The sequence below is a fragment of the Sunxiuqinia sp. A32 genome (genome assembly GCF_052690465.1).
Genome location: NZ_JBQYLI010000025.1, coordinates 12,305 through 35,733, shown reverse-complemented (window position 1 = coordinate 35,733; position 23,429 = coordinate 12,305). Strand labels below are relative to the sequence as shown.

Here is a 23,429-nt window from a genome sequence, read left to right as displayed (position 1 = left end):
AAAAATTTTGACGCCCCTGTTGTAATTTATTTAACAAGCTTCTTGTATTTTATTCGTTTTGGACCTTCATCGCCCAATCTCTTTTTCTTATTCTCCTCATATTCTGAATAAGAACCTTCGAAGAAATATACATTTGATTCACCTTCAAAAGCAAGGATATGGGTTGCAATACGATCAAGAAACCAGCGATCGTGTGAAATAACGACCGCACATCCGGCAAAATGATCCAATCCTTCTTCCAAAGCACGAAGGGTATTTACATCAATATCATTGGTTGGTTCGTCAAGCAATAAAACGTTTCCTTCTTCTTTCAACGCCATTGCCAAATGCAATCTGTTACGCTCTCCTCCGGATAAAATGCCACATTTCTTTTCCTGATCAGAACCTGCGAAATTAAAGCGAGACACGTAAGCACGAGCATTTATCTGGCGACCACCCATAGCGATCAAATCATTTCCTCCTGAAATAACCTGATAAACGGTCTTTTCAGGATCAATATCGCCATGTGATTGATCAACGTAAGAAACTTTGACGGTATCACCTACTTCGAAGCTCCCTTTATCTGGTTGCTCTTGCCCCATGATTAAACGAAACAAAGTGGTTTTACCCGCTCCGTTGGGTCCAATTACGCCAACGATTCCATTTGGAGGCAGAACAAAATCAAGCCCTTCAAAAAGAAGCCTATCGCCATATCCTTTTGCAAGCGTATTTGCATTAATGACTTTATCACCAAGTCGAGGTCCATTGGGAATAAAGATCTCTAATCGCTCCTCTTTTTGCTTAACGTCTTCATCCATTAATTGGTTATAAGCATTCAAACGGGCTTTGGCCTTTGCATGGCGGGCCTTCGGAGCCATTTTAATCCACTCTAATTCTCGTTCAAGCGTCTTTTGCCTTTTAGACTGCTGCTTCTCTTCCTGAGCCAAACGCTTCGACTTTTGTTCCAACCATGATGAATAGTTTCCTTTCCAAGGAATACCTTCTCCTCTGTCCAATTCCAAAATCCAACCAGCTACATTATCCAGGAAGTAACGATCGTGAGTGATACATATAACCGTCCCCTTATATTGTTGAAGATGCATTTCCAGCCATTGAACTGACTCAGCATCTAAATGGTTCGTTGGCTCATCGAGAAGTAGCACATCAGGCTCCTTCAATAACAAACGACATAAGGCAACGCGGCGTTGTTCACCACCTGAAAGCTCAGTCACAAGCTGATCTCCCTGAGGACAGCGTAATGCATCCATCGCACGTTCAAGTTTTGAATCCAGGTTCCACGCATCATAATGATCAATCTTCTCTTGCAGCTGAGTCTGTTGATTAATTAATGCTTCCATTTTATCAGGATCATCCAGCACTTCCGGCTCCGAGAATTTCAAATTGATCTCCTCGTATGCCTTCAACACGTCTACAATCTCCTGAACACCTTCTTCAACCACTTGCTTAACGGTTTTAGTTGGATCGAGCTTTGGCTCTTGTTCTAAATATCCTACTGTGTAACCTGGAGAAAAGACAACCTCTCCCTGATAAGACTTCTCAAGCCCTGCGATGATTTTAAGCAAGGTCGATTTGCCAGATCCATTAAGCCCGATTATTCCGATTTTAGCTCCCAGAAAAAAGGAAAGCGAAATATCTTTAATAACCTGCTTTTGCGGTGGGTACGTTTTACTCACCTTGTACATTGAAAAAATAATCTTTTTATCGTCTGTCATACCTATATTATTATCTAATACTATCCAAATCTGCCAATTGAACTATCCAACTGGCGTTATCGGTTAGCAAAATTAGGTGTTTTTTGCATTTTATATCTTTAAATTTGTTATAGTATTCAATAAAATTATTAGTGTTGAAAATACTTATTGTTGATGACAACCCTGTAAACCAGAAATTCGCGACATTATCATTACACAATGATTATGATATTGAAACCGCAGATCATGGTTTAGAGGCATTGGAGAAAGTTCAGGTAAAAAAATACGACCTAATCTTGATGGATCTTTTTATGCCAATAATGGACGGTGCTGAAGCAACATTAAAGATCCGGCAATTAGATAGTAACCTGAATAAAAACATCCCTATTGTATTTTACACCACCAGTGATTTGGAATCAGATCGCAGAAAGTGTTTACAATATGGGGCAAATGATTATCTAATTAAACCATTAAAGGCTGGTTATTTGCAAAAACGTATCAAACATATTTTGAAAATATAAGCTTATGATGGTTGATTGATTCGAAAAGGACAAAAAAAAGCTGACCAATGGTCAGCTTTTTAATTTTATAGAGGTTGAGTTTCTAATTCTCTTCCTTTTTTTCTTCGTCTGCAGCTTCTGCTTTAGGTTCTTCTTTAGCTGGTTCCTCTACTACCTCCGCAGCAGTTTCTTCAGCTTTCGGCTCTTCAACTACCTCTTCTGCTTTTGGAGCAGCTGGTGCTTCAGTCGCAGGAGTTGATTTCTTAGCACTACCACGACGGGAACGACGAGATTTTGCTTTTTTATCATCTTTAGAAGCTAACATGTTTTCATTGTAGTCTACTAACTCAATGATACACATTTCAGCACTATCACCCAATCGAGTTCCGGTTTTAAGGATACGTGTGTAACCTCCGGGACGATCACCAACTTTTTCTGCAACATCGCGGAACAATTCAGATACCGCAGCTTTGCTTTTTAATTGGCTGAAAACCAAACGACGTGAGTGAGTAGTATCGTCTTTTGCTTTTGTAATAAGCGGTTCAACATACATCTTAAGTGCTTTGGCTTTTGCCACAGTTGTGCTAATTCTTTTATGGAAAATCAATGAATTCGCCATATTAGAAAGCATTGCCTTTCTATGAGCACTCTTTCTTCCAAGATGGTTGAATTTTTTATTATGTCTCATTTCTGCCTATTCCTTGTCTAGTTTATACTTACTAATATCCATTCCAAATGTCAAATTCATGCCATTAAGAAGGTCATCCAATTCAGTCAACGATTTCTTACCAAAGTTTCTGAATTTCAACAGATCGTTTCGGTTATAGGTAACTAATTCACCTAATGTTTCTACATCAGCTGCTTTCAAGCAGTTCAATGCACGAACAGAAAGATCCATATCAACCAGTTTGGTTTTCAATAGCTGACGCATGTGCAATACTTCTTCATCAAACTCTTCATTTGCAAATTTCTCATCAGAATCAAGAGTGATCTTCTCGTCAGAGAACAACATGAAGTGATAAATCAGAATTTTTGCTGCTTCTTTCAAAGCATCTTTTGGATGAATTGAACCATCAGTGCTGATATCCAGAATTAACTTTTCATAGTCAGTCTTTTGCTCAACACGATAATTCTCAACAGCATACTTCACATTCCTTATTGGAGTGAAGATTGAGTCAATTGGAATGATCCCAAACTCAGCATCCACCGGCTTGTTCTCAGCGCTGGGGACATAGCCGCGTCCTTTGTTAATGGAAATTTCCATTTGCAATTTAACATCAGCTTCCATGCGGCAAATAACCAGTTCAGGATTTAACACCCGGAATCCAGTCATAAATTTGTTGATGTCGCCAGCAGTAAATTCTTCCTGACCGGTAATCGTGATAGAAACTTTCTCACTGTCGAAATCTTCAACTTCACGTTTGAAACGGATTTGCTTTAGGTTAAGGATGATTTCAGTTACATCTTCCATCACACCTTTCACGGTAGCAAATTCATGATCAACGGTTTCGATTTTGACAGTGGTGATTGCATAACCTTCCAACGAAGATAACAGGATGCGGCGAAGGGCATTACCGATTGTAATACCATAACCAGGCTCCAATGGACGAAATTCGAATTTACCGAATTTGTCATCGGATTCAACCATTATAACTTTGTCAGGTTTTTGGAACGCTAATATTGCCATAATAATACTGAGTAATTGATTATTTAGAATACAACTCTACAATAAGTTGTTCTTTAATATTTTCAGGAATTTCTTCCCTTTCTGGGCGATTCAAGAATTTCCCGACCATTTGGCCACCATCCCATTCTAACCAAGCGTATTTGTTGTAACGATGAGAAGTCAATGCATCAGAAATTACTTCCAATGATTTTGATTTTTCACGTACACCAACAACATCACCTGGACGCAACTGGAATGAAGGAATATTCACGAGTTCCCCATTAACCGTAATATGTTTGTGAGACACCAACTGACGGGCAGCAGGACGTGATGCAGCTAAACCAAGACGGAAAACAACGTTGTCTAATCTTGATTCCAATAATTGCAATAATACTTCACCAGTAACACCTTTTGAAGCCGAAGCTTTTTTGAAAAGGTTTGAGAATTGTCTTTCTAAGATACCGTAAGTATATTTCGCTTTTTGCTTTTCACGAAGCTGTAAACCGTATTCTGATTTCTTTCTTCTACGGCTTCCCTGACCATGCATGCCAGGAGGGTAATTTTTCTTTTCAAGTACTTTATCCGGTCCATAAATTGGTTCACCGAATTTCCTTGCGATTTTTGTTTTTGGTCCTCTATATCTAGCCATTATTCTACCATTTTAAAGATTAAACACGTCTTCTTTTTGCTGGGCGGCAACCGTTATGTGGCAATGGAGTCACATCTACGATTTCATTTACCTGAATGCCCACACTATTAATAGCTCTAATAGCAGATTCCCGGCCGTTACCAGGACCTTTAACAAACACCTTTACTTTTCTGAGTCCAAGATCATATGCAGTTTTTGCACATTCTTCAGCGGCTACCTGAGCAGCATAAGGCGTATTCTTTTTTGAACCTCTAAATCCTTTTTTACCAGCTGATGACCAAGAGATAACTTCTCCGTTATTATTGGTCAATGAGATAATAATATTATTGAATGAGGAATGAATATGCGCCTGACCGGTAGCTTCAACATTAACGACTCTTTTCCTACTGGAACTTGTCTTTTTTGCCATAATTCACTTAATTATTTAGTGGCTTTTTTCTTATTAGCTACAGTTTTCTTTCTTCCCTTACGAGTACGTGCATTGTTTTTAGTACTTTGTCCACGAACTGGAAGGCCAATACGATGACGGATTCCACGGTAACAACCGATATCCATCAAACGTTTAATATTTAGTTGATTTTCTGAGCGAAGTTCACCTTCAACTTTAAAGTTTTCATTAATCACACCACGAATCGCAGCAAACTCATCATCGGTCCAATCCTGTACTTTTGTATCAGGATTAACACCAGCGTTGCTTAAGATATTATTAGCGCGGCTACGACCAATGCCGTAAATGTATGTTAAGGCAACTTCTCCTCTTTTATTATTAGGAATATCAACTCCAACAATACGAGCCATAAATAAAAATTTTTACAAAGTTAATTAATTATCCCTGACGCTGTTTGAACTTTGGATTTTTTTTGTTAATCACGTACAAACGGCCTTTTCTGCGCACTATTTTGCAGTCGGCACTGCGTTTCTTAATGGATACTCTAATTTTCATTATATTTCCTTTAATTTTTATATCTAAAAGTAATTCTTCCTTTTGTCAAATCATATGGAGACATCTCCACTTTTACTTTATCTCCCGGAAGAATTTTGATATAATGCATACGCATTTTACCAGAGATATGCGCCGTTATCACATGACCATTTTCAAGTTCAACCCTGAACATAGCATTTGATAAAGCTTCAATGATTGTTCCGTCTTGTTCTATAGAAGGCTGTTTTGCCATAAACTATTTATCTTTTATTATTAGCATTTTACATCATTGAACCGCCACCGCCGGTACGTCCCTTAATACGACCTGATTTCATCAGACCATCATAGTGACGCATTAGCAAATGACTCTCAATTTGTTGCAAGGTGTCTAGTACAACACCAACCAAAATTAACAACGATGTGCCACCGTAAAAGTAAGCAAATTGAGTGTTAACTCCTCCCAACATAGCAAAAGCTGGCAAGATAGTTACTATACCCAGAAAAATTGATCCAGGAAAAGTAATACGAGACATTACGGTATCTAAAAATTCAACAGTTTTCTTTCCTGGTTTTACTCCCGGAATGAAACCACCGTTCTTTTTCATATCCTCAGCCATTTGAACTGGATTAACAGTAATTGCCGTATAAAAATACGTAAACAATACAACCAGCACAAATTGCGTAAAGTTATACCAAAAACCGGTGTGGTTGCTAAAGGCAGCCGCAAAACCACTCATGCTGTCTGAATTAGCAAATCCCGCAATTGTCATCGGAACAAACATGATAGCCTGGGCAAAAATAATTGGCATTACCCCGGCAGCATTCACTTTTAACGGTATATATTGACGAACGCCTCCGTATTGTTTGTTACCTACTATTCGCTTTGCATATTGAACAGGAATACGGCGTGTACCTTGTACAAGCATAATTGTTCCCATAAATATTACAAAAAGTATTACAAACTCAACCAAGAACATAACCATACCACCACCTTGCTGTTCCAAGCGAGAAACAAATTCTGCAAAGACAGAAAATGGCAGACGGGCAATAATACCAATCATGATAATCAACGAAATACCATTACCTATTCCTTTATCGGTAATACGTTCACCCAACCACATAACAAACATGGAACCAGCACACATAATAACAGTCGACGAAATGGTAAACATTGTCGGATCCATTACAATTGCCTGAGGCATATTCATTTTGATGTTAGTTAAGAACGCAGGTGCCTGGAAAATTAAGATAAATACAGTCAAATAACGAGTTATCTGATTGATCTTTCTTCTTCCCGATTCTCCTTCTTTTTGCAATTTCTGAAAATATGGAACGGCTATTCCCATCAACTGAATTACAATAGAAGCAGAAATGTAAGGCATGATCCCTAAAGCAAAGATTGACGCATTTGAGAACGCACCACCCGAGAACATATCCAGTAACCCCAGCAACCCATCCGAAGTTTGGTTTTTAAGTTCTCCTAATTGTGCCGGATCAATGCCCGGTAAGGCTACGTACGATCCTAAACGGTAAATTAAAAGAAAGAATAAAGTTGTTCCCAAACGGGATCTTAAATCTTCGATCTTATAAATGTTCTTTAGGGTTTCGATAAATTTTTTCATCAGGTTAGAGTATTTCAGTGGTTCCTTCTAATTTTTCGATAGCTTCTTTTGCTGATTTAGAAAATGCATGCGCTTTCACTTCCAACTTCACTTTCAACTCACCATTTCCTAAAATCTTTACACGGTCGTTTTTTGAAGCAAGACCGGCATCAACGATTGTTTGCGCATCAATAACTGACAACTTTTTGCTCTCAGCTAAAGCTTGCAATGCATCAAGGTTGATGGCTTTATATTCTACCCTGTTAATGTTTTTGAACCCGAATTTAGGCACAACACGCTGTAAAGGCATTTGACCACCTTCAAAACCGCGCGTACGGCTGTATCCGGAACGAGACTGGGCACCTTTATGACCTCTTGTAGAGGTACCGCCACGTCCTGATCCTTGACCACGGCCAATACGTTTGTCCTTTTTAACGGATCCCTCAGCAGGTTTAAGATTACTTAATTCCATAATTACAATCTTAAAATATTTTAAATTTCTTCGACTTTCACCAAATGATTCACCTTGCTGACCATGCCAAGAATTTGCTCTGTGGCTTCTTTTTCAACAGTTTGGTTCATCTTCTTAATTCCAAGAGCTTCAAGCGTCGCTTTTTGCTTTTTATTGGAACCAATTTTGCTTTTTACTTGAGTAATTTTAATCTTAGCCATAGTTCCTATCCTTTAAAAACTTTTTCTAATGAAACTCCTCTGTGTTCTGCAACAGTTTGTGCATCACGTAATTCAAGCAAAGCTTGGAATGTTGCTTTTACCAGGTTGTGTGGGTTTGATGATCCTTTAGATTTCGCAAGGATATCGTGAACACCAACACTCTCCAATACAGCACGCATTGCACCCCCTGCCTTAACACCTGTACCTGATGAGGCAGGTTTTAAGAATACGCGGGCACCACCAAATTTGGCAAGCTGTTCGTGAGGAATAGTTCCTTTATGAACAGGAATTTTAACCAAATTCTTTTTAGCAGCGTCAACACCTTTAGCTATCGCAGTTGTAACTTCGCTGGCTTTACCCAGTCCCCATCCAACAATACCGTTTTCGTCACCGACAACAACAATTGCTGAAAAGCTGAAAGTTCTACCCCCTTTAGTTACTTTAGTTACACGGTTAATTGCAACTAGTCTGTCCTTAAGTTCAATGTCACTTGTTTTGACTCTTTTAATATTCTCTGCCATAATCATTAAAATTTAAGGCCACCTTCACGGGCAGCATCAGCTAATTGTTTAACTCTACCGTGATACAAATAACCGTTACGATCGAATACAACATTTGAAACGCCAGCAGCTTTCGCTTTTTCAGCTAATGCTTTACCAACTAGGGCTGCTTTTTCGCTTTTGTTGCCTTCTTTTTCGCTGATTTCTTTATCCAATGAAGAGACTGCAAGTAAAGTTGTACCTTCAAGATCGTTAATCAGTTGGGCATAAACTTGCTTGTTACTTCTGAAAATACTCAAACGTGGTTTTTCAGCAGTTCCGGAAATAATTTTCCGGATTCTCTTTTTGATTCTATATCTTCTTTCTTGTTTCGTTAAAGCCATGATTTCAATTTTTACTATTTAGCAGCAGCTGATTTTCCGGCTTTACGCCTCAATACTTCTCCAGCGAATTTCACACCTTTACCTTTGTAAGGTTCTGGTTTACGCAGTGAACGTATTTTTGCAGCAACTTGACCAATAAGCTGTTTGTCACAGCTTTTAAGAGTTACACTTGGATTACTCCGTTTATCTGTTACGGCTTCGACTTTAACTTCAGAAGGAAGTTCCAGGTATGTATGGTGAGAATACCCTAAAACAAGGTCCAATAATTGTCCCTGGTTTTCAGCACGGTACCCCACACCTACGAGCTCGAGTTTAATTTCGTAACCTTCAGAAACACCAACTACCATGTTGTTAATTAGTGAACGGTATAACCCATGCAATGCACGGTGTTTTTTTGTTTCACTTGGTCTTTTAACAACAATTTGGTTTTCTTCTACAGCTACTTCAATTTCGGGATCTACCTGTTGCGAAAGCTCGCCGAGTTTGCCTTTGACTGTTACTACATTGTCTTTGGCAACACTAATAGTAACACCAGCTGGTATAGCGATTGGTAATTTACCTATTCTTGACATTGCTTTTCCTCCTTATTAATATACGTAACATAAAACTTCACCACCTACACCTAAATCGCGTGCTTCTTTATCAGAAATTACACCTTTAGATGTGGATAAGATTGCGATTCCCAATCCATTCAATACGCGAGGAATATTATCACTATCGCAATATTGTCGCAAACCAGGCTTACTTACCCTTTTGATTTTCTTAATGGCTGGTGTCTTAGTTTCAGGATGATACTTCAAGGCAATTTTAATATTTCCCTGATAGTTTACATCATCTTCAAACTTATAATTCAGGATATACCCTTTATCTTTTAAGATTTTGGTAATTTCCTTTTTAATATTTGATGCAGGAATTTCCACTACACGGTGCTTCGCTTTTTGTGCGTTACGAACGCGGGTAAGGAAGTCTGCTATCGGATCTGTAATTTTACTCATTACTTTTCGATTAAACGTTTACCAACTTGCTTTTTTAACTCCAGGAATTAATCCTGCAGACGCCATTTCACGGAAATTAATCCTACTAATACCGAATTGGCGCATATAGCCTTTAGGTCTTCCGGTAAGTTTACAACGGTTATGCAAACGAACTTTCGATGAGTTCTTAGGTAATTTTTGCAAACCTTCATAATCGCCTTCTGCCTTTAGCTGAGCCCTTTTTTCGGCATATTTTTCAACAAGCTTTGCCCTTTTAACCTCACGGGCTTTCATTGATTCTTTAGCCATAACTTAGTTCTTTTTTACGTTTTTAAAAGGTAAACCTAATTCTTTCAATAAGGCAAAGCCTTCTTCGTCAGAATCAGCAGAAGTTACAAAAGTAATGTTCATACCGTTAATACGGTTAACCTGATCAATGTTGATCTCTGGGAAAATGATCTGCTCTGGAATACCTAATGTGTAATTTCCTTGTCCGTCCATTTTACCTTCAATACCCCTGAAGTCACGAATACGTGGCAACGAGATGTTGATTAGACGCTCAAGGAATTCATACATGCGCTCGCGGCGCAATGTAACACGTACCCCAATTGGCATTTTTTTCCTCAGTTTAAAGTTCGAAATATCCTTTTTCGATTTGGTTTGGACTGCCTTTTGGCCGGCGATCATTGTCATCTCTTCAGTTGCGACTTCAATGATTTTCTTGTCAGCGATTGCAGCTCCAACTCCTTGGTTAAGGACAATCTTCTTTAATCTCGGTACCTGCATAACAGATTTATAATCGAATTCCTTTTTTAATGTAGGAACGATTTCGTCCGAGTATTTCTTTTTAAGTGTTGGTTCGTAAGCCATTACTTAATCTCCTCTCCAGATTTTTTAGAATAACGCACTAATTTACCGTTGCTATCGAGCTTCCTTCCAATGCGAGTGCGTTCTCCAGTTTTTGGATCCGCTTGCATTAGGTTGGAAATATGGATTGGTGCTTCCTTTTCAACAATACCACCTTGCGGATTTTCCGCGTTTGGTTTGGTATGTTTTTTTATCATATTAACACCCTCCACAATGGCTCTGCTTTTGTCCCTGATTACTTCAAGGACTTTGCCTTGCCGGCCTTTATCGTTACCAGCAACAACAATAACAGTGTCACCTTTTTTGATATGTAATTTTTTCTGCATTTTGTTTGATTTATGCATTAAAGTACTTCAGGTGCAAGAGAAATAATCTTCATGTTCTTATCACGAAGCTCCCTTGCAACAGGGCCGAAAATACGGGTTCCGCGCATTTCACCAGTATTGTTCAACAAAACAACAGCATTATCATCGAAGCGGATATAAGATCCATCCTGACGACGTACTTCTTTTTTTGTGCGAACAACAATTGCTTTTGAAACGGTTCCCTTTTTCATGTCACTACTTGGGATAGCACTCTTTACAGTTACTACCACAGTATCGCCCAGTGATGCATAGCGTTTCTTTGTTCCGCCTAGAACACGGATACAAAGAACTTCTTTTGCGCCACTGTTATCGGCTACTGAACATCTTGATTCCTGTTGTATCATGATTACTTAGCTCTTTCAATAATTTCAACTAATCTCCAACATTTGTTTTTACTTAAAGGTCTTGTTTCCATGATCTTTACAGTATCACCAATGTTGCAGGTGTTTGTCTCATCGTGGGCGTACAACTTGGTTGTCTTGTTAACGAATTTTCCGTAAATCGGATGTTTTTCTTTTCGTTTAACAGCAACAACAATGCTTTTTTCCATTTTGTCGCTTACCACAACCCCGACGCGCTCTTTTCTCAGATTTCTTGCTTCCATTACTACAAATTAATTCTGATTTTGATTCAATTCCCTCTGACGTATTTCTGTCTTAAGGCGCGCAATATTCTTCCGGACTTCCTTAATTTTCATAGGGTTGTCCAAAGGAGAAACTGCATGGTTCATATTCAGACGTACCAAGGTTTCATTTTCCAGTTGAATTCTTTCCTGGATTTCCTTGCTTGTTAATTCTTTGATTTCAGATGTCTTCATCGTTAGTCTTCTTTAATAGATTCAACATAATCACGTCTGACAACAAACTTTGTAGTTACCGGCAGTTTCTGAGCCGCTAATCGAAGGGCTTCTTTAGCCATTTCGAAAGGTACACCGTCGGCTTCGATCAAAATACGACCTGGTGAAACCGGAGCTACAAATGCTTCAGGAGAACCTTTACCTTTACCCATCCTTACTTCAGCTGGTTTTTTGGTAATTGGTTTATCGGGGAATATTCGGATCCAAATTTGACCCTGACGTTGCATATAACGAGTAACCGCAACCCTCGCCGCTTCAATTTGGCGACCGGTTATCCATGCTTCCTGCAACGACTTTATACCGAAAGAACCGAATGCAAGTTGATTACCGCGTTGGGCATTCCCCTTCATTCGTCCTTTTTGTACTCTTCTAAATTTTGTCTTTTTCGGCTGTAACATCCTTTTTTAATTAAAAGGTTTTCGAATTATTTTCTTTTCTTTCTGAAACCGCCACTTCTTCCACCACCACGTGGGCCACCACCCTGATTGGATTTTTGGCCTACATTAGGAGAAAGGTCGCGTTTTCCGTATACTTCACCTTTACAAATCCAAACCTTAACACCGATTAAACCGGTTTTTGTTAAAGCTTCTGCTAAGGCATAATCAATATCAGCTCTCAGCGTGTGCAAAGGAGTACGACCGTCTTTATACATTTCAGAGCGCGCCATTTCAGCTCCGTTCAAACGACCGGAAACCTGAATTTTAATTCCTTGCGCACCCATTCTCATAGTAGAGGCAATTGCCATTTTCGTAGCACGACGATAAGCAATTTTTCCTTCAATTTGACGTGCAACATTATTGGCAACGATACGAGCATCAAGTTCTGGACGTTTTATCTCAAAGATATTAATCTGAACTTCTTTGTTGGTGATCTTCTTCAATTCTTCTTTCAACTTATCAACTTCCTGACCACCTTTACCAATAATAATACCTGGACGTGACGTGTGAACGGTAATGGTAATAAGCTTCAATGTTCTTTCAATGATAATCCTTGAAATACTTGCTTTTGCCAAACGGGCATTCAAGTATTCACGGATCTTGGTATCTTCTACCAGCTTGTCACCATAGTCGTTTCCACCGAACCAGTTGGAATCCCATCCTCTGATGATTCCTAAACGATTAGCGATTGGATTAACTTTTTGTCCCATGTATTACTATTTATTCGTTATCGTTATCAACATTTCTACTATCCACGTAAATAGTTACGTGGTTGGAACGTTTGCGGATTCTGTGCGCACGCCCTTGTGGAGCTGGACGCAGACGTTTTAAAATACGTCCTGAATCGACTGCAATCGTTTTTACGTACAAATTACTTTCTTCCAGGCGAACACCTTCGTTTTTAGCTTGCCAGTTGGCAATAGCTGACAACAAAAGTTTTTCGACTTTACGAGAAGCTTCTTTTGGCGAGAATTTCAAGACATCTAAAGCCCTGTTAACTTCCATTCCGCGTACCATATCAGCTACAAGCCTCATTTTACGTGGTGAAGTTGGGCAGTCTTTCAATACTGCAAAATATTGTGTCTTTTTAGCTTCTTTTAGTTCGTTGGCTCTATTTCTTTTTCTAGCACCCATCGTGAATTCATTTAAAAGTTAATGAGAAACTCATGCCTATTTTTTATTTCCGGCATGTCCCCTGAATGTTCTTGTAGGTGCAAATTCACCGAGTTTATGGCCAACCATGTTTTCGGTTACATATACTGGAATGAATTTATTCCCGTTATGAACAGCGATGGTATGCCCTACAAAGTCAGGAGAGATTACTGATGCCCTAGCCCAAGTCTTAATCACAGACTTTTTACCTGCTTCATTCATTGTCAATACTTTTTTCTCAAGCTTGTATGCAATGAAAGGACCTTTTTTTAATGAACGACTCATATTCTTCTCCTTTTATTATTTCTTGCGTTTTTCTACAATGTACTTATTGGAAGCTTTCTTCTTAGCACGGGTTTTGTAACCTTTAGCTAACAAGCCTTTGCGTGAACGAGGGTGTCCTCCTGAAGAACGGCCTTCTCCACCACCCATTGGGTGATCAACCGGATTCATTACAACACCACGTACGCGTGGTCTTCTTCCCAACCAACGTGAACGACCAGCTTTACCTGATCTTTCCAAGTTGTGTTCAGTATTTCCAACAGTACCAACGGTAGCTCTACAAGAAATGAGTACCATTCTGGATTCGCCGGAAGGTAATTTCACGATAGCATACTTACCTTCTCTAGAGGTCAATTGCGCATAAGTACCGGCACTACGTGCCATCACACCACCCTGTCCAGGGCGAAGTTCTATGTTGTGTACCAATGTACCAAGAGGTATTTCACCAAGTGGAAGCGAGTTTCCTACTTCAGGTGCGATCCCTGTACCGCTCAAAACGTTTTGTCCAGCTTGCAGTCCGTTAGGAGCAAGCATGTAACGTTTTTCACCATCGGCATATACCAACAGTGCAATGCGGGCTGTACGGTTTGGATCGTACTGAATAGACTCAACACGTGCAGGGATACCGTCTTTCTCGCGTTTGAAGTCGATCACACGATATCTCTTCTTGTGCCCCCCACCTATATACCTCATTGTCATGCGTCCCTGGCTGTTTCTACCGCCAGTTTTGGACATGGGCTTCAACAATGACTTTTCAGGTGTAGATGCAGTAATTGTATCAAAAGCACCAATGATTTTGTGCCTCTGACCCGGTGTAACTGGTTTTAATTTTCTTACTGCCATTTTTATTTATTATATATTACTATAAAAATCGATTGAATCACCTTCAACCAATGTTATTATTGCTTTCTTAAAAGCAGATGATTTTCCATTAATAACTCCTGACTTGGTAAAGCGGCTCTTTCTCTTACCACCATATACCATAGTATTTACAGAAGCTACGCTTACATTATATAAGCCTTCAACTGCTTTCTTGATTTCTTCTTTATCGGCATCTCTTTTCACGACAAAGCCATAACGGTTCAGGCTTTCTCCCTGCTCCGTCATCTTTTCCGTTACTATGGGTTTTACTAAAACATTCATTTTTTACCCCCTTTATTGCTTAAATTGTTCCTCAATTTTACCAACAGAACTCTCGAAGAAGACAACCTTTTTCGCGTTCATGATTTGGTAAGTATTTAATTCAGAAGCAGTTATAATAGATATGCCCTGTAAATTTCTGGAGGACAAATATATATTTTTATTTTCGTCCGGTAAAACGAAAAGTGACTTTTTATCAGTAATTTTCAGATTATTACTAATTGCCACCATTTCCTTTGTCTTAGGGGCTTCCATACTGAAGTCCTCGAGAACCAAAATATCACTTGCTTGTGCTTTATAAGTCAAAGCAGATTTACGAGCTAAAGCTTTTACTTTTTTGTTCAGCTTAAACCCGTAATTTCTTGGACGAGGTCCGAATACACGGCCACCACCACGGAAGATTGGAGACTTAATGCTACCAGCTCTTGCTGTACCAGTACCTTTTTGCTTTTTAATCTTCTTAGTACTTCCAACAATATCTGCGCGCTCTTTTGCTGCATGAGTTCCTTGACGCTTGTTAGCCAAATACTGTTTTACATCCAGGTAAATGGCATGGTCGTTAGGCTCAATACCGAAAATCTGTTCGTTTAAATCAACTGATCTTCCGGTTTCTTTTCCTGTTGTATTTAATACTTGTACTTCCATTACTGATAAATAATTACATATGATCCTTTCGCACCAGGAACTGATCCTTTTACAACTAATAGGTTTGTTTCAGGAATAACTTTCAAAACTTTAAGGTTCTGAACAGTTTTGTTATCGCCACCTTTGCGGCCGGCCATACGCATACCTTTAAATACTCGGGAAGGGTAAGATGATGCTCCAAGCGAACCTGGTGCTCTCAAACGATTGTGCTGACCGTGAGTGCTGTCACCAACACCTGCGAAGTTGTAACGTTTAACAACGCCCTGAAAGCCTTTACCTTTTGTTACTCCAGTAATGTCAACCCAACTTTCAGCGTTGATTGCATCCACAGTAATAGTATCACCAGGCTTGTACTCTCCTTCAAAATCACGAATCTCGATAACTTTACGCTTTGGCTCAGTTCCAGCTTTCTGGAAATGTCCAAATTCTGCTTTTGTTGTGTGTTTTTCTTTTTTATCAGAAAAACCAATTTGCAGCGCGTTATAGCCATCGGTTTCTACCGTCTTCACTTGTGTAACAACACAAGGTCCGGCTTCAATCACAGTGCATGGGATATTTTTCCCCTCAACACTGAATACGGATGTCATTCCGATTTTTTTACCGATTAATCCTGTCATTTTACTTTGTTTTTACAGGTTATCACACTTTAATTTCTACTTCAACGCCACTTGGTAATTCAAGCTTCATTAAGGCGTCAATTGTTTTAGCCGTAGAGCTGTAAATGTCAATCAAACGTTTGTATGAAGACAACTGAAATTGCTCACGTGATTTCTTGTTCACGAAAGTTGATCTCAAAACAGTGAAAACACGTTTGTGAGTAGGAAGTGGAATAGGACCACTTACTACTGCACCTGTTGTTTTAACAGTCTTAACGATCTTTTCAGCCGACTTGTCTACCAAGTTGTGATCATACGATTTCAGCTTAATTCTGATCTTTTGACTCATAGTGAGATTAAATAATTATATTACAATAATTCTACTTTTCCTTGCATTTCCTCAAGTACTTTCACAGCCAATTGTTTTGGTACTTCCTCGAAGTGAGAGAACTCCATTGATGAAGTTGCACGTCCCGAAGAAAGTGTTCTAAGTGTTGTCACATAGCCAAAAATTTCAGCCAATGGAACAGTTGCCTTAATAACTCTGGCTCCTGCTTTATCTTCCATTCCACTAACCTGGCCGCGACGACGGTTCAAGTCACCAATAATATCACCCATATATTCCTCAGGTGTAACAATCTCAGCTTTCATTATAGGTTCCAACAATTTTGGACCTGCTTTTGAAGCTGCGCTTTTGAATGCCTGACGACCACAAATTTCGAACGACAACTGGTCAGAGTCAACAGGGTGGAATGAACCATCCAACAACTCAACCTGAAGGCTGTCAAGCTGGAATCCAGCCAACGGACCATTCAACATTGCAGTTTCAAAACCTTTTTGTACAGAAGGAATGTATTCTCTTGGAATTCGACCTCCTTTTACACTATCAATAAACGTTAATCCTTCTTTGCCAGCTTCGGCAGGACCAACTTTTACGATAATGTCAGCAAATTTACCACGACCACCAGATTGTTTTTTGAATACTTCACGCAATTCAACTTCCTGACTGATCGCTTCTTTATATGCAACCTGAGGTTTACCCTGATTACATTCAACTTTGAATTCACGTTTCAAACGATCAATGATAATTTCAAGGTGAAGCTCACCCATACCACGAATAATCGTTTGACCAGATTCTTCATCAGTGTTTACCTGGAATGTTGGATCTTCTTCAGCCAATTTAGCCAGCCCCATACCAAGCTTATCAATATCTTTTTGTGTCTTTGGTTCAACAGCAATACCAATTACAGGTACGGGGAAGTCCATACTTTCCAATGTAATTGGATGTTTTGCATCCGACAAAGTATCTCCTGTGCGGATATCTTTGAATCCTACAGCAGCGCAAATATCACCAGCTTCAATTACATCTTTTGGATTTTGTTTATTGGAGTGCATCTGGTACAAGCGTGAGATACGTTCTTTTTTCCCGGTACGAGAATTATAAACGGTAGATCCAGCTTCTAATTTACCAGAATAAACACGCACAAAACACAAACGACCAACGAATGGGTCAGTTGCAATTTTAAATGCCAATGCAGCTAAAGGCTCTTCATCATCTGCATGACGAATTACTTCCGCATCAGTTTGTGGATTTACACCAACCAAATCACCTTTATCAAGTGGACTAGGTAAATATTCACAAACAGCATCCAACAAACGCTGAACACCTTTATTTTTGAATGCAGAACCACACATCATCGGAATAATTACGCCCTCAATGGTTGCTCTGCGAATTACTGCGTTCATTTCGGCTACGGTAATCGACTCCGGATCCTCAAAGTAGCGTTCCAATAATTCATCATCCAGCTCGGCAATAGCTTCAACTAATTGTCCGCGATATTCTTCAGCTTGCTCAGCCAATTCGGCAGGAATATCTTCAAGGGTATATTTAGTTCCCATTTCCTGATCTTCATGCCATCTAACGGCTTTCATTTCAATCAGGTCAATAACTCCTTCAAATGCAGCTTCTGCACCAATTGGAATTTGAATTGGAACTGGATTTGCTCCTAATTTTTCTCTAACCTCTCTTACAACGTTAAAGAAATCAGCTCCCTGTCGGTCCATTTTATTAACGAAACCAATACGAGGGACACCATATTTTTCTGCCTGACGCCATACAGTTTCAGACTGAGCTTCAACACCACCAACAGCACAAAAAAGTGCTACAGTACCATCTAACACTCTTAAAGAGCGTTCTACTTCAACTGTAAAGTCAACGTGTCCGGGAGTATCAATGATGTTAATTTTGTGTTCTTTATCTCCATGCTTCCAAAAAGTGGTAGTTGCTGCAGAAGTAATGGTAATACCCCTCTCCTGCTCTTGCTCCATCCAGTCCATGGTAGCTGCACCGTCATGCACCTCTCCAATACGGTGAGTCAATCCTGTATAAAACAGAATCCTTTCCGACACCGTAGTCTTACCAGCATCAATGTGAGCCATGATGCCAATATTTCGTGTATATCTGAGATCTTTCTTTGCCATGTTATAAAACCAATAATCTAATCCTTATTAAACTAAAATAAACCAATATTAAAACCTGAAATGAGCAAAAGCACGGTTTGCTTCAGCCATACGGTGCGTATCTTCTTTTTTCTTGAAGGCGCCACCTTCACCATTAAACGCAGCCTGAATTTCTGCAGCCAGTTTGTCTGCCATAGATTTACCCGAACGTTTACGAGCAAATAGTATAAGGTTTTTGATTGAGATTGCAGTTTTTCGTTCCGCACGAATCTCCATTGGAACTTGGAAAGTAGCACCACCTACACGGCGGCTTTTCACCTCAACAGCGGGAGTGATATTCTCTAATGATTTCTTCCAGATATCTAAAGGTGAGATTTCTTCGTTTTTCATACGATTGCCAACGATTTCAAGGGCATCGTAAAATATTTGGAAAGCAACGGTTTTTTTTCCGTCTCTCATTAAGTCGTTTACAAATCTTGTAACAAGAACGTCGTTAAATTTTGGATCAGGTAAAATGATCCTCTTCTTCGGTTTCGATTTCCTCATTTTATTCTTTTTTAGTGTTATTCAAATTGGTTGTTAATGATTTGAGCTTCAAGTTGTCCACTCTGGACCTCCTTTACTCAACCAAACCACTAAACGATCATATGTCGTTTAATTCTTCGGCCTTTTAGTTCCGTATTTAGAACGTCTTTGTGTGCGACCTTCTACCCCTGCGGTATCCAGTGCTCCACGAATCAAGTGATAACGCACACCTGGTAAGTCTTTAACCCTACCACCGCGCACTAGCACAATTGAGTGTTCCTGAAGGTTATGACCTTCACCTGGAATGTAAGCATTCACTTCTTTTCCATTTGTCAACCTTACCCTTGCTACTTTACGCATTGCAGAGTTAGGTTTTTTAGGTGTTGTGGTATAAACACGCACACAAACACCACGTCTTTGAGGACATGCATCCAGGGCACGTGATTTGCTCTTCTCAACCTGTACTGTACGTCCTTTTCTTACTAACTGTTGAATCGTTGGCATACAACTATTTTTATTATCAATTAAACTTCTTCAAAATCAGCCTGCAAAGATATCCTTATTACTATAAAAAACAATACTTTACAGAATCGTTTTGGGTACAACACTCCAAAAACGGTGGGCAAAAGTACTAATTTTCAAATAAGTTTGCGAATAAATAAGTGTGTTTTTTTGTTTTTTTCAGCAGAAAAGCCAATATAGAATCATTTAATTCAGAACCTTATCCTTAAAGATGGATTTAATAGGATTGAAGAAACGCTGAATCAACCGAAGATCTTCGGTCACAATATCAACCTCCCCCTTCATCTCCTGACTAAATGTTAAGGGAATATTATAATTTGTTTTCAGGTCCTGAGGAATATCAATCTCAGCAATATAATTATCATTGGATGGCACCAATGAAATCGACTTTACAGTCCCCCGAACCATCCCATATTCCATATACGGAAAGTTATCAAATCGTATATTCACACGCTGCCCCGGCTCTACTTTACCAGCTCCGCGCAGCGGAAGAGTCACCCTACCAATTATTTTGCTATCACTATCCGGAACTACAGTAAAAACGATATCCCCAGATTTTACCTGCTGATTTTTGCTCCAAAAAGTAGTAAAGGTAACCTGACCTTGAATCGGAGTTTTTAATACAAATGCCTTATCCCAATAATCCAATCGACTTTTCAGGACATTCAATGATTCGATCAATTCAGTTTGAAGCTTTCGCTTTTGGTCTTCGAATTCCTTTTCAGTTCCAATCACCTGCTGCTCCATTTCAATCCGATCTTTTTCGGTCTTGGCCAGATTTGTCCGAGTCTCATTAAAAGAGTATTTTTTCTGAAGCAAAGCAGCTTTGGCGTTTTTAAAATCAACTAACGAGATTACATCTCTCACATACAAACCGGAATCCCTTTTGAACTGTTCCTGGGCAATTGCATACTCATTCTCAACAATTTTTCTTTGAGACCAAAGCCGATCGTAATAAATCCGTTGCATACGAACCTGCTCCTTAAGCGATTCTATTTTTTGCGGGTAGAAATTTAATCGAATGAAACTTATATAATTATTATATAGGCGCAAAAAAGAAGAGAAGTCTGCCTGAATATCACCCAAACTATAATCAAGGCTCAATTCCTTATAATAAGTTGTATCAAAAGTAATGAAGAAACGATCAAGCTCATTCAAATCTTCCTCCAGCTGAATCATGTCTTCATGATTTGCCGTATTCTCCAGAATAGCAATCAGCTGATCACGCTCCACCGTATCTTTATCTGACACAAACAACTGATCAATCTTACCAGTGGTTCGCGCAACAATGTGTGCTGGTGGATTTTCAGAAAGCACCACTATTTTCGCACGGATGATATCTGGATATTTAAAAAGCCACCCCGCCGCTATTAGTAGCAACACAAAAGCGAGAATCAAAGTTAAACCACTCCTCAATAACCATGAAGGTGATTTCCCGATAATCTCCTGAACCTCGTCACTTCTTATTTCAATATGTTCGCTTTTGTCTGGCAACTTTCAATTTATTATTAATGATTAACTAATTTAAATTGTATTTCGACATTTATCATTGAATCAATTATCCACCTAGCTCCAATTGATTCTTCACTAAATTATAATACGCACCTTTCTTTTTTGTCAATTCTTCATGAGTCCCTAACTCAACAATCTCTCCTTTTTCCAAAACTACAATCTGATCAGCATTCTTAACTGTACTCAAACGGTGTGCAACAACTACAACTGTTTTTCCCTCATAAACCTTATCCAGGTTTTCCATGATTACTTTTTCATTGTTTGCATCCAGCGCATTTGTAGCCTCATCAAAGAACAAATAATCGGGATTTTTATAAATAACCCTGGCAATTAATATTCGTTGCTTTTGTCCCTGACTTAATCCATGCCCTTCCTGTCCTATTTTGGTATTATACCCCAAAGGAAGGCTTTCGATAAAATCCTGAATATTGGCAGTTTTAACAGCAAATAGCAACTTATCTTTGTTCACATTCTCATCTCCAACAACAATATTATTTACAATAGGATCTGAAAATATAAACCCATCTTGCATTACGGCTCCAACTTTCGTTCGCCACCACGCTTGTGAGAAATTTTGCAGATCACTATCGCCAACTTTTATCTTCCCGCTAACCGGGGGATAAAACCCCAGAATCAACTTAACCAAGGTAGTTTTTCCACTTCCCGAAGTTCCAACAATAGCGGTCAACTTTTTCTCGGGAATCGTCAATTCAATATTGTTTAAAACTTTTGGTGAGTGAGGACCTTCATACTGAAAAACCAATTCCTTAATATAAATCGATTTATCGACAGGTAAGCTCGTCAATTTAGGGCCCGTCTTTTTCTCTTCGTCGTCCTGTTTATGAATTTCACCCAAACGCTCCAAACTGATTTTTGCATCCTGAGCAAGATGCATAAAATTAATCATCTCAGTCAGCGGTGCATTCAACTGCCCAATTATATACTGAACAGCAATCATCATACCCAGGGTCATATCACCATTCAACACAGCCATAGCAGCTATCACTATAATAATGATATTCTTTGTTTCATTAATAAAAACAGAACCTGCCTGCTGATATTGGTCAACCGCCAAATTCTGAACATTCACCCGGAACAACCGAGCCTGAATACGCTCCCACTCCCAACGCTTTTGCTTTTCGTAGTTATTCAGCTTAATTTCCTGCATACCCGTAATCAGCTGAATCAACATACTTTGATTATCGGACAACTGGGCAAACTTCTTATAATCGAGCTGACGACGCCGTTTCATAAAAAGAAAAACCCAAATTATATACGCAACCGATCCCAGTAAAAACACAAATAAAATTTTCCAGCTATACAATGCAAGTACAATTCCAAATACAATTAAACTGAAAAATGAGAAAAGAATATTTAATGTTTGAGTGGTCAGAAAACGTTCAATTCGACGATGGTCCTGAATTCGTTGCATCAAATCCCCTGTCATTTTAGTATCGAAAAAGCCAATTGGCAATTTCATTAACTTAATGAGAAAATCCGAAATAATAGAAATATTGATTCGAGTTGAAATGTGCAACAAAATCCATGATCGAATAAAATGAATCGTCGTTCCACCAATAAATAAAACCAGCTGAGCGATTAACACCAGGTAAATGAATCCTAAATCCTGATTATTGATTCCAACATCAACAATACTTTGAGTAAGGAATGGAAAAATCAACTGAATGATGCTTGCAGCTAAAAATCCAAGCATTAATTGTCCCACAAGCTTTCGATGTGGGCGAACATATCTTAGCAAAAAGTTGAATCCCGACCTATCTGTTTTATCATCTTCCTGTTCATAAAACTCAGGAGTAGGCTGCAACAGCAAACAAATACCTTTTTGTTCTCCTTTAGCTACCGTTGCCAGCCAGTGCTTTTTAAATTCAGCTTCATCATAACGAACCAACCCAAAAGCAGGGTCTGCAACATACACCTTCCCCTTTGCAATGTGATAAACAACCACAAAGTGATTCTGATCCCAATGTACAATGCAGGGCTTAGGAACATCTTTCTCCAATTGCTCGTAGCTAACCTTAGTTCCCAAGCTGCGCATGCCAATTGCCTCAGCCGCATCACTGATGCCCAACAGAGAAACTCCTTCACGAGAAATATGTGATTGTTCCCGAAGAAAATTCAGGTTAAAATTACGCCCGTAGAATTTTGCAATCATCCGCAGACAAGTAGGTCCGCAATCCATCGCATCGGGCTGTTTGTAATGAGGGAAACGAGGCATATCGCTTATTTACCTCATAAAAATAGGTGAAATCATTGTACAAATGAAAGGATGGTTGATTATTTATTCACAATCGCCCGTTAATTAACGCAGACAATCTGTTTCACTTGTAAAATATCATTCTCCATAAACAAAAAATAAATTCCTGCAATAAAGACTAATTTCAAAAACATTTTAATAACATATTTCCTCAAATAGCGCTTCGTTGTTTGTTAATAAATTATTACTAATTTTGATGTCCTCCATCGTAAAAACCGATGTATTTAACCGATATTT

The 23,429-nt window shown here is 39.1% G+C and carries 36 protein-coding genes; 1 reads left to right on the top strand and 35 read right to left on the bottom strand.

Annotated elements, in window-relative coordinates:
- Positions 1 to 26 precede the first annotated feature (26 nt).
- Positions 27 to 1,712: an energy-dependent translational throttle protein EttA gene (gene ettA, locus ACUNWD_RS19110; protein WP_445589463.1), complete on the bottom strand. Its 1,686-nt coding sequence runs from the start codon at positions 1,710 to 1,712 to the stop codon at positions 27 to 29.
- Between the two features lie 134 nt (positions 1,713 to 1,846).
- Between ettA and ACUNWD_RS19105 the strand changes: the two genes are divergently transcribed.
- Entirely contained in the window at positions 1,847 to 2,212 is a 366-nt protein-coding gene (locus ACUNWD_RS19105; protein ID WP_445589462.1) for a response regulator, read from the top strand.
- 82 nt (positions 2,213 to 2,294) lie between these two features.
- Here the strand turns inward: ACUNWD_RS19105 and rplQ are convergent, their stop codons facing one another.
- The 34 genes from rplQ to ACUNWD_RS18935 form a co-directional block, all read right to left on the bottom strand.
- On the bottom strand, positions 2,295 to 2,879 hold the full coding sequence (rplQ, locus tag ACUNWD_RS19100) for a 50S ribosomal protein L17 (protein WP_445589461.1): 585 nt from the start codon (positions 2,877 to 2,879) through the stop codon (positions 2,295 to 2,297).
- Between the two features lie 6 nt (positions 2,880 to 2,885).
- Complete coding sequence (locus tag ACUNWD_RS19095; protein WP_445589460.1) at positions 2,886 to 3,878, bottom strand: DNA-directed RNA polymerase subunit alpha; 993 nt, start codon at positions 3,876 to 3,878, stop codon at positions 2,886 to 2,888.
- Positions 3,879 to 3,897: 19 nt separating this feature from the next.
- A complete protein-coding gene (gene rpsD / locus ACUNWD_RS19090) occupies positions 3,898 to 4,506 on the bottom strand; it encodes a 30S ribosomal protein S4 (RefSeq protein ID WP_445589459.1) in 609 nt (202 codons plus the stop codon).
- Positions 4,507 to 4,525: 19 nt separating this feature from the next.
- On the bottom strand, positions 4,526 to 4,915 hold the full coding sequence (gene rpsK / locus ACUNWD_RS19085; RefSeq protein WP_445589458.1) for a 30S ribosomal protein S11: 390 nt from the start codon (positions 4,913 to 4,915) through the stop codon (positions 4,526 to 4,528).
- An 11-nt stretch (positions 4,916 to 4,926) separates the two neighbouring features.
- The gene (rpsM, locus tag ACUNWD_RS19080; protein WP_445589457.1) at positions 4,927 to 5,304 is read right to left on the bottom strand and encodes a 30S ribosomal protein S13; all 378 of its coding nucleotides are present in this window, start codon (positions 5,302 to 5,304) and stop codon (positions 4,927 to 4,929) included.
- Between the two features lie 28 nt (positions 5,305 to 5,332).
- On the bottom strand, positions 5,333 to 5,449 hold the full coding sequence (gene ykgO, locus ACUNWD_RS19075; protein ID WP_445589456.1) for a type B 50S ribosomal protein L36: 117 nt from the start codon (positions 5,447 to 5,449) through the stop codon (positions 5,333 to 5,335).
- 10 nt (positions 5,450 to 5,459) lie between these two features.
- Positions 5,460 to 5,681, bottom strand: coding sequence for a translation initiation factor IF-1 (gene infA, locus ACUNWD_RS19070; protein WP_053187509.1), 222 nt, complete (start codon positions 5,679 to 5,681; stop codon positions 5,460 to 5,462).
- Positions 5,682 to 5,709: 28 nt separating this feature from the next.
- Entirely contained in the window at positions 5,710 to 7,050 is a 1,341-nt protein-coding gene (gene secY, locus ACUNWD_RS19065) for a preprotein translocase subunit SecY (RefSeq protein ID WP_445589455.1), read from the bottom strand.
- A 4-nt stretch (positions 7,051 to 7,054) separates the two neighbouring features.
- A complete protein-coding gene (rplO, locus tag ACUNWD_RS19060) occupies positions 7,055 to 7,501 on the bottom strand; it encodes a 50S ribosomal protein L15 (protein WP_445589454.1) in 447 nt (148 codons plus the stop codon).
- Positions 7,502 to 7,521: 20 nt separating this feature from the next.
- Entirely contained in the window at positions 7,522 to 7,701 is a 180-nt protein-coding gene (gene rpmD, locus ACUNWD_RS19055; RefSeq protein WP_445589453.1) for a 50S ribosomal protein L30, read from the bottom strand.
- Positions 7,702 to 7,706: 5 nt separating this feature from the next.
- Positions 7,707 to 8,222, bottom strand: a complete 516-nt coding sequence (gene rpsE / locus ACUNWD_RS19050; protein WP_445589452.1) for a 30S ribosomal protein S5 — start codon at positions 8,220 to 8,222, stop codon at positions 7,707 to 7,709.
- A gap of 5 nt (positions 8,223 to 8,227) precedes the next feature.
- Positions 8,228 to 8,584, bottom strand: coding sequence for a 50S ribosomal protein L18 (gene rplR, locus ACUNWD_RS19045; protein WP_445589451.1), 357 nt, complete (start codon positions 8,582 to 8,584; stop codon positions 8,228 to 8,230).
- A 14-nt stretch (positions 8,585 to 8,598) separates the two neighbouring features.
- Positions 8,599 to 9,156, bottom strand: coding sequence for a 50S ribosomal protein L6 (rplF, locus tag ACUNWD_RS19040; protein WP_445589450.1), 558 nt, complete (start codon positions 9,154 to 9,156; stop codon positions 8,599 to 8,601).
- A 15-nt stretch (positions 9,157 to 9,171) separates the two neighbouring features.
- The gene (gene rpsH / locus ACUNWD_RS19035) at positions 9,172 to 9,570 is read right to left on the bottom strand and encodes a 30S ribosomal protein S8 (RefSeq protein ID WP_445589491.1); all 399 of its coding nucleotides are present in this window, start codon (positions 9,568 to 9,570) and stop codon (positions 9,172 to 9,174) included.
- A gap of 27 nt (positions 9,571 to 9,597) precedes the next feature.
- Positions 9,598 to 9,867 (bottom strand): 30S ribosomal protein S14, encoded by a 270-nt coding sequence (gene rpsN / locus ACUNWD_RS19030; protein WP_445589449.1) that lies wholly within the window; start codon positions 9,865 to 9,867, stop codon positions 9,598 to 9,600.
- A 3-nt stretch (positions 9,868 to 9,870) separates the two neighbouring features.
- Positions 9,871 to 10,428, bottom strand: coding sequence for a 50S ribosomal protein L5 (gene rplE / locus ACUNWD_RS19025; RefSeq protein WP_445589448.1), 558 nt, complete (start codon positions 10,426 to 10,428; stop codon positions 9,871 to 9,873).
- Positions 10,428 to 10,751: a 50S ribosomal protein L24 gene (rplX, locus tag ACUNWD_RS19020; RefSeq protein WP_445589447.1), complete on the bottom strand. Its 324-nt coding sequence runs from the start codon at positions 10,749 to 10,751 to the stop codon at positions 10,428 to 10,430. The genes rplE and rplX overlap by 1 nt, the downstream gene beginning before the upstream one ends.
- 17 nt (positions 10,752 to 10,768) lie before the next feature.
- The gene (rplN, locus tag ACUNWD_RS19015; RefSeq protein ID WP_445589446.1) at positions 10,769 to 11,134 is read right to left on the bottom strand and encodes a 50S ribosomal protein L14; all 366 of its coding nucleotides are present in this window, start codon (positions 11,132 to 11,134) and stop codon (positions 10,769 to 10,771) included.
- A gap of 2 nt (positions 11,135 to 11,136) precedes the next feature.
- Complete coding sequence (gene rpsQ / locus ACUNWD_RS19010; protein WP_445589445.1) at positions 11,137 to 11,394, bottom strand: 30S ribosomal protein S17; 258 nt, start codon at positions 11,392 to 11,394, stop codon at positions 11,137 to 11,139.
- 9 nt (positions 11,395 to 11,403) lie between these two features.
- Positions 11,404 to 11,607, bottom strand: coding sequence for a 50S ribosomal protein L29 (rpmC, locus tag ACUNWD_RS19005; protein WP_445589444.1), 204 nt, complete (start codon positions 11,605 to 11,607; stop codon positions 11,404 to 11,406).
- A gap of 2 nt (positions 11,608 to 11,609) precedes the next feature.
- On the bottom strand, positions 11,610 to 12,044 hold the full coding sequence (gene rplP / locus ACUNWD_RS19000) for a 50S ribosomal protein L16 (protein ID WP_445589443.1): 435 nt from the start codon (positions 12,042 to 12,044) through the stop codon (positions 11,610 to 11,612).
- Between the two features lie 26 nt (positions 12,045 to 12,070).
- Entirely contained in the window at positions 12,071 to 12,793 is a 723-nt protein-coding gene (gene rpsC / locus ACUNWD_RS18995) for a 30S ribosomal protein S3 (RefSeq protein WP_445589442.1), read from the bottom strand.
- Positions 12,794 to 12,803: 10 nt separating this feature from the next.
- Entirely contained in the window at positions 12,804 to 13,217 is a 414-nt protein-coding gene (gene rplV / locus ACUNWD_RS18990; protein ID WP_445589441.1) for a 50S ribosomal protein L22, read from the bottom strand.
- A gap of 36 nt (positions 13,218 to 13,253) precedes the next feature.
- On the bottom strand, positions 13,254 to 13,520 hold the full coding sequence (gene rpsS, locus ACUNWD_RS18985) for a 30S ribosomal protein S19 (protein WP_445589440.1): 267 nt from the start codon (positions 13,518 to 13,520) through the stop codon (positions 13,254 to 13,256).
- 15 nt (positions 13,521 to 13,535) lie between these two features.
- Entirely contained in the window at positions 13,536 to 14,360 is an 825-nt protein-coding gene (gene rplB, locus ACUNWD_RS18980) for a 50S ribosomal protein L2 (RefSeq protein ID WP_445589439.1), read from the bottom strand.
- A gap of 9 nt (positions 14,361 to 14,369) precedes the next feature.
- The gene (gene rplW / locus ACUNWD_RS18975; RefSeq protein ID WP_445589438.1) at positions 14,370 to 14,660 is read right to left on the bottom strand and encodes a 50S ribosomal protein L23; all 291 of its coding nucleotides are present in this window, start codon (positions 14,658 to 14,660) and stop codon (positions 14,370 to 14,372) included.
- 12 nt (positions 14,661 to 14,672) lie between these two features.
- A complete protein-coding gene (gene rplD / locus ACUNWD_RS18970) occupies positions 14,673 to 15,302 on the bottom strand; it encodes a 50S ribosomal protein L4 (protein WP_445589437.1) in 630 nt (209 codons plus the stop codon).
- On the bottom strand, positions 15,302 to 15,919 hold the full coding sequence (rplC, locus tag ACUNWD_RS18965; protein ID WP_445589436.1) for a 50S ribosomal protein L3: 618 nt from the start codon (positions 15,917 to 15,919) through the stop codon (positions 15,302 to 15,304). Before rplC ends, rplD begins: the two co-directional genes overlap by 1 nt.
- 22 nt (positions 15,920 to 15,941) lie before the next feature.
- Positions 15,942 to 16,247 (bottom strand): 30S ribosomal protein S10, encoded by a 306-nt coding sequence (rpsJ, locus tag ACUNWD_RS18960; RefSeq protein ID WP_027472457.1) that lies wholly within the window; start codon positions 16,245 to 16,247, stop codon positions 15,942 to 15,944.
- 20 nt (positions 16,248 to 16,267) lie between these two features.
- Positions 16,268 to 18,379, bottom strand: a complete 2,112-nt coding sequence (gene fusA, locus ACUNWD_RS18955; RefSeq protein WP_445589435.1) for an elongation factor G — start codon at positions 18,377 to 18,379, stop codon at positions 16,268 to 16,270.
- 48 nt (positions 18,380 to 18,427) lie between these two features.
- Positions 18,428 to 18,904: a 30S ribosomal protein S7 gene (gene rpsG, locus ACUNWD_RS18950; RefSeq protein WP_445589434.1), complete on the bottom strand. Its 477-nt coding sequence runs from the start codon at positions 18,902 to 18,904 to the stop codon at positions 18,428 to 18,430.
- A gap of 108 nt (positions 18,905 to 19,012) precedes the next feature.
- Complete coding sequence (gene rpsL, locus ACUNWD_RS18945) at positions 19,013 to 19,387, bottom strand: 30S ribosomal protein S12 (RefSeq protein WP_445589433.1); 375 nt, start codon at positions 19,385 to 19,387, stop codon at positions 19,013 to 19,015.
- A 204-nt stretch (positions 19,388 to 19,591) separates the two neighbouring features.
- Complete coding sequence (locus tag ACUNWD_RS18940; protein ID WP_445589432.1) at positions 19,592 to 20,899, bottom strand: HlyD family secretion protein; 1,308 nt, start codon at positions 20,897 to 20,899, stop codon at positions 19,592 to 19,594.
- Positions 20,900 to 20,963: 64 nt separating this feature from the next.
- Positions 20,964 to 23,153 (bottom strand): peptidase domain-containing ABC transporter, encoded by a 2,190-nt coding sequence (locus ACUNWD_RS18935; protein ID WP_445589431.1) that lies wholly within the window; start codon positions 23,151 to 23,153, stop codon positions 20,964 to 20,966.
- Positions 23,154 to 23,429 lie beyond the last annotated feature (276 nt).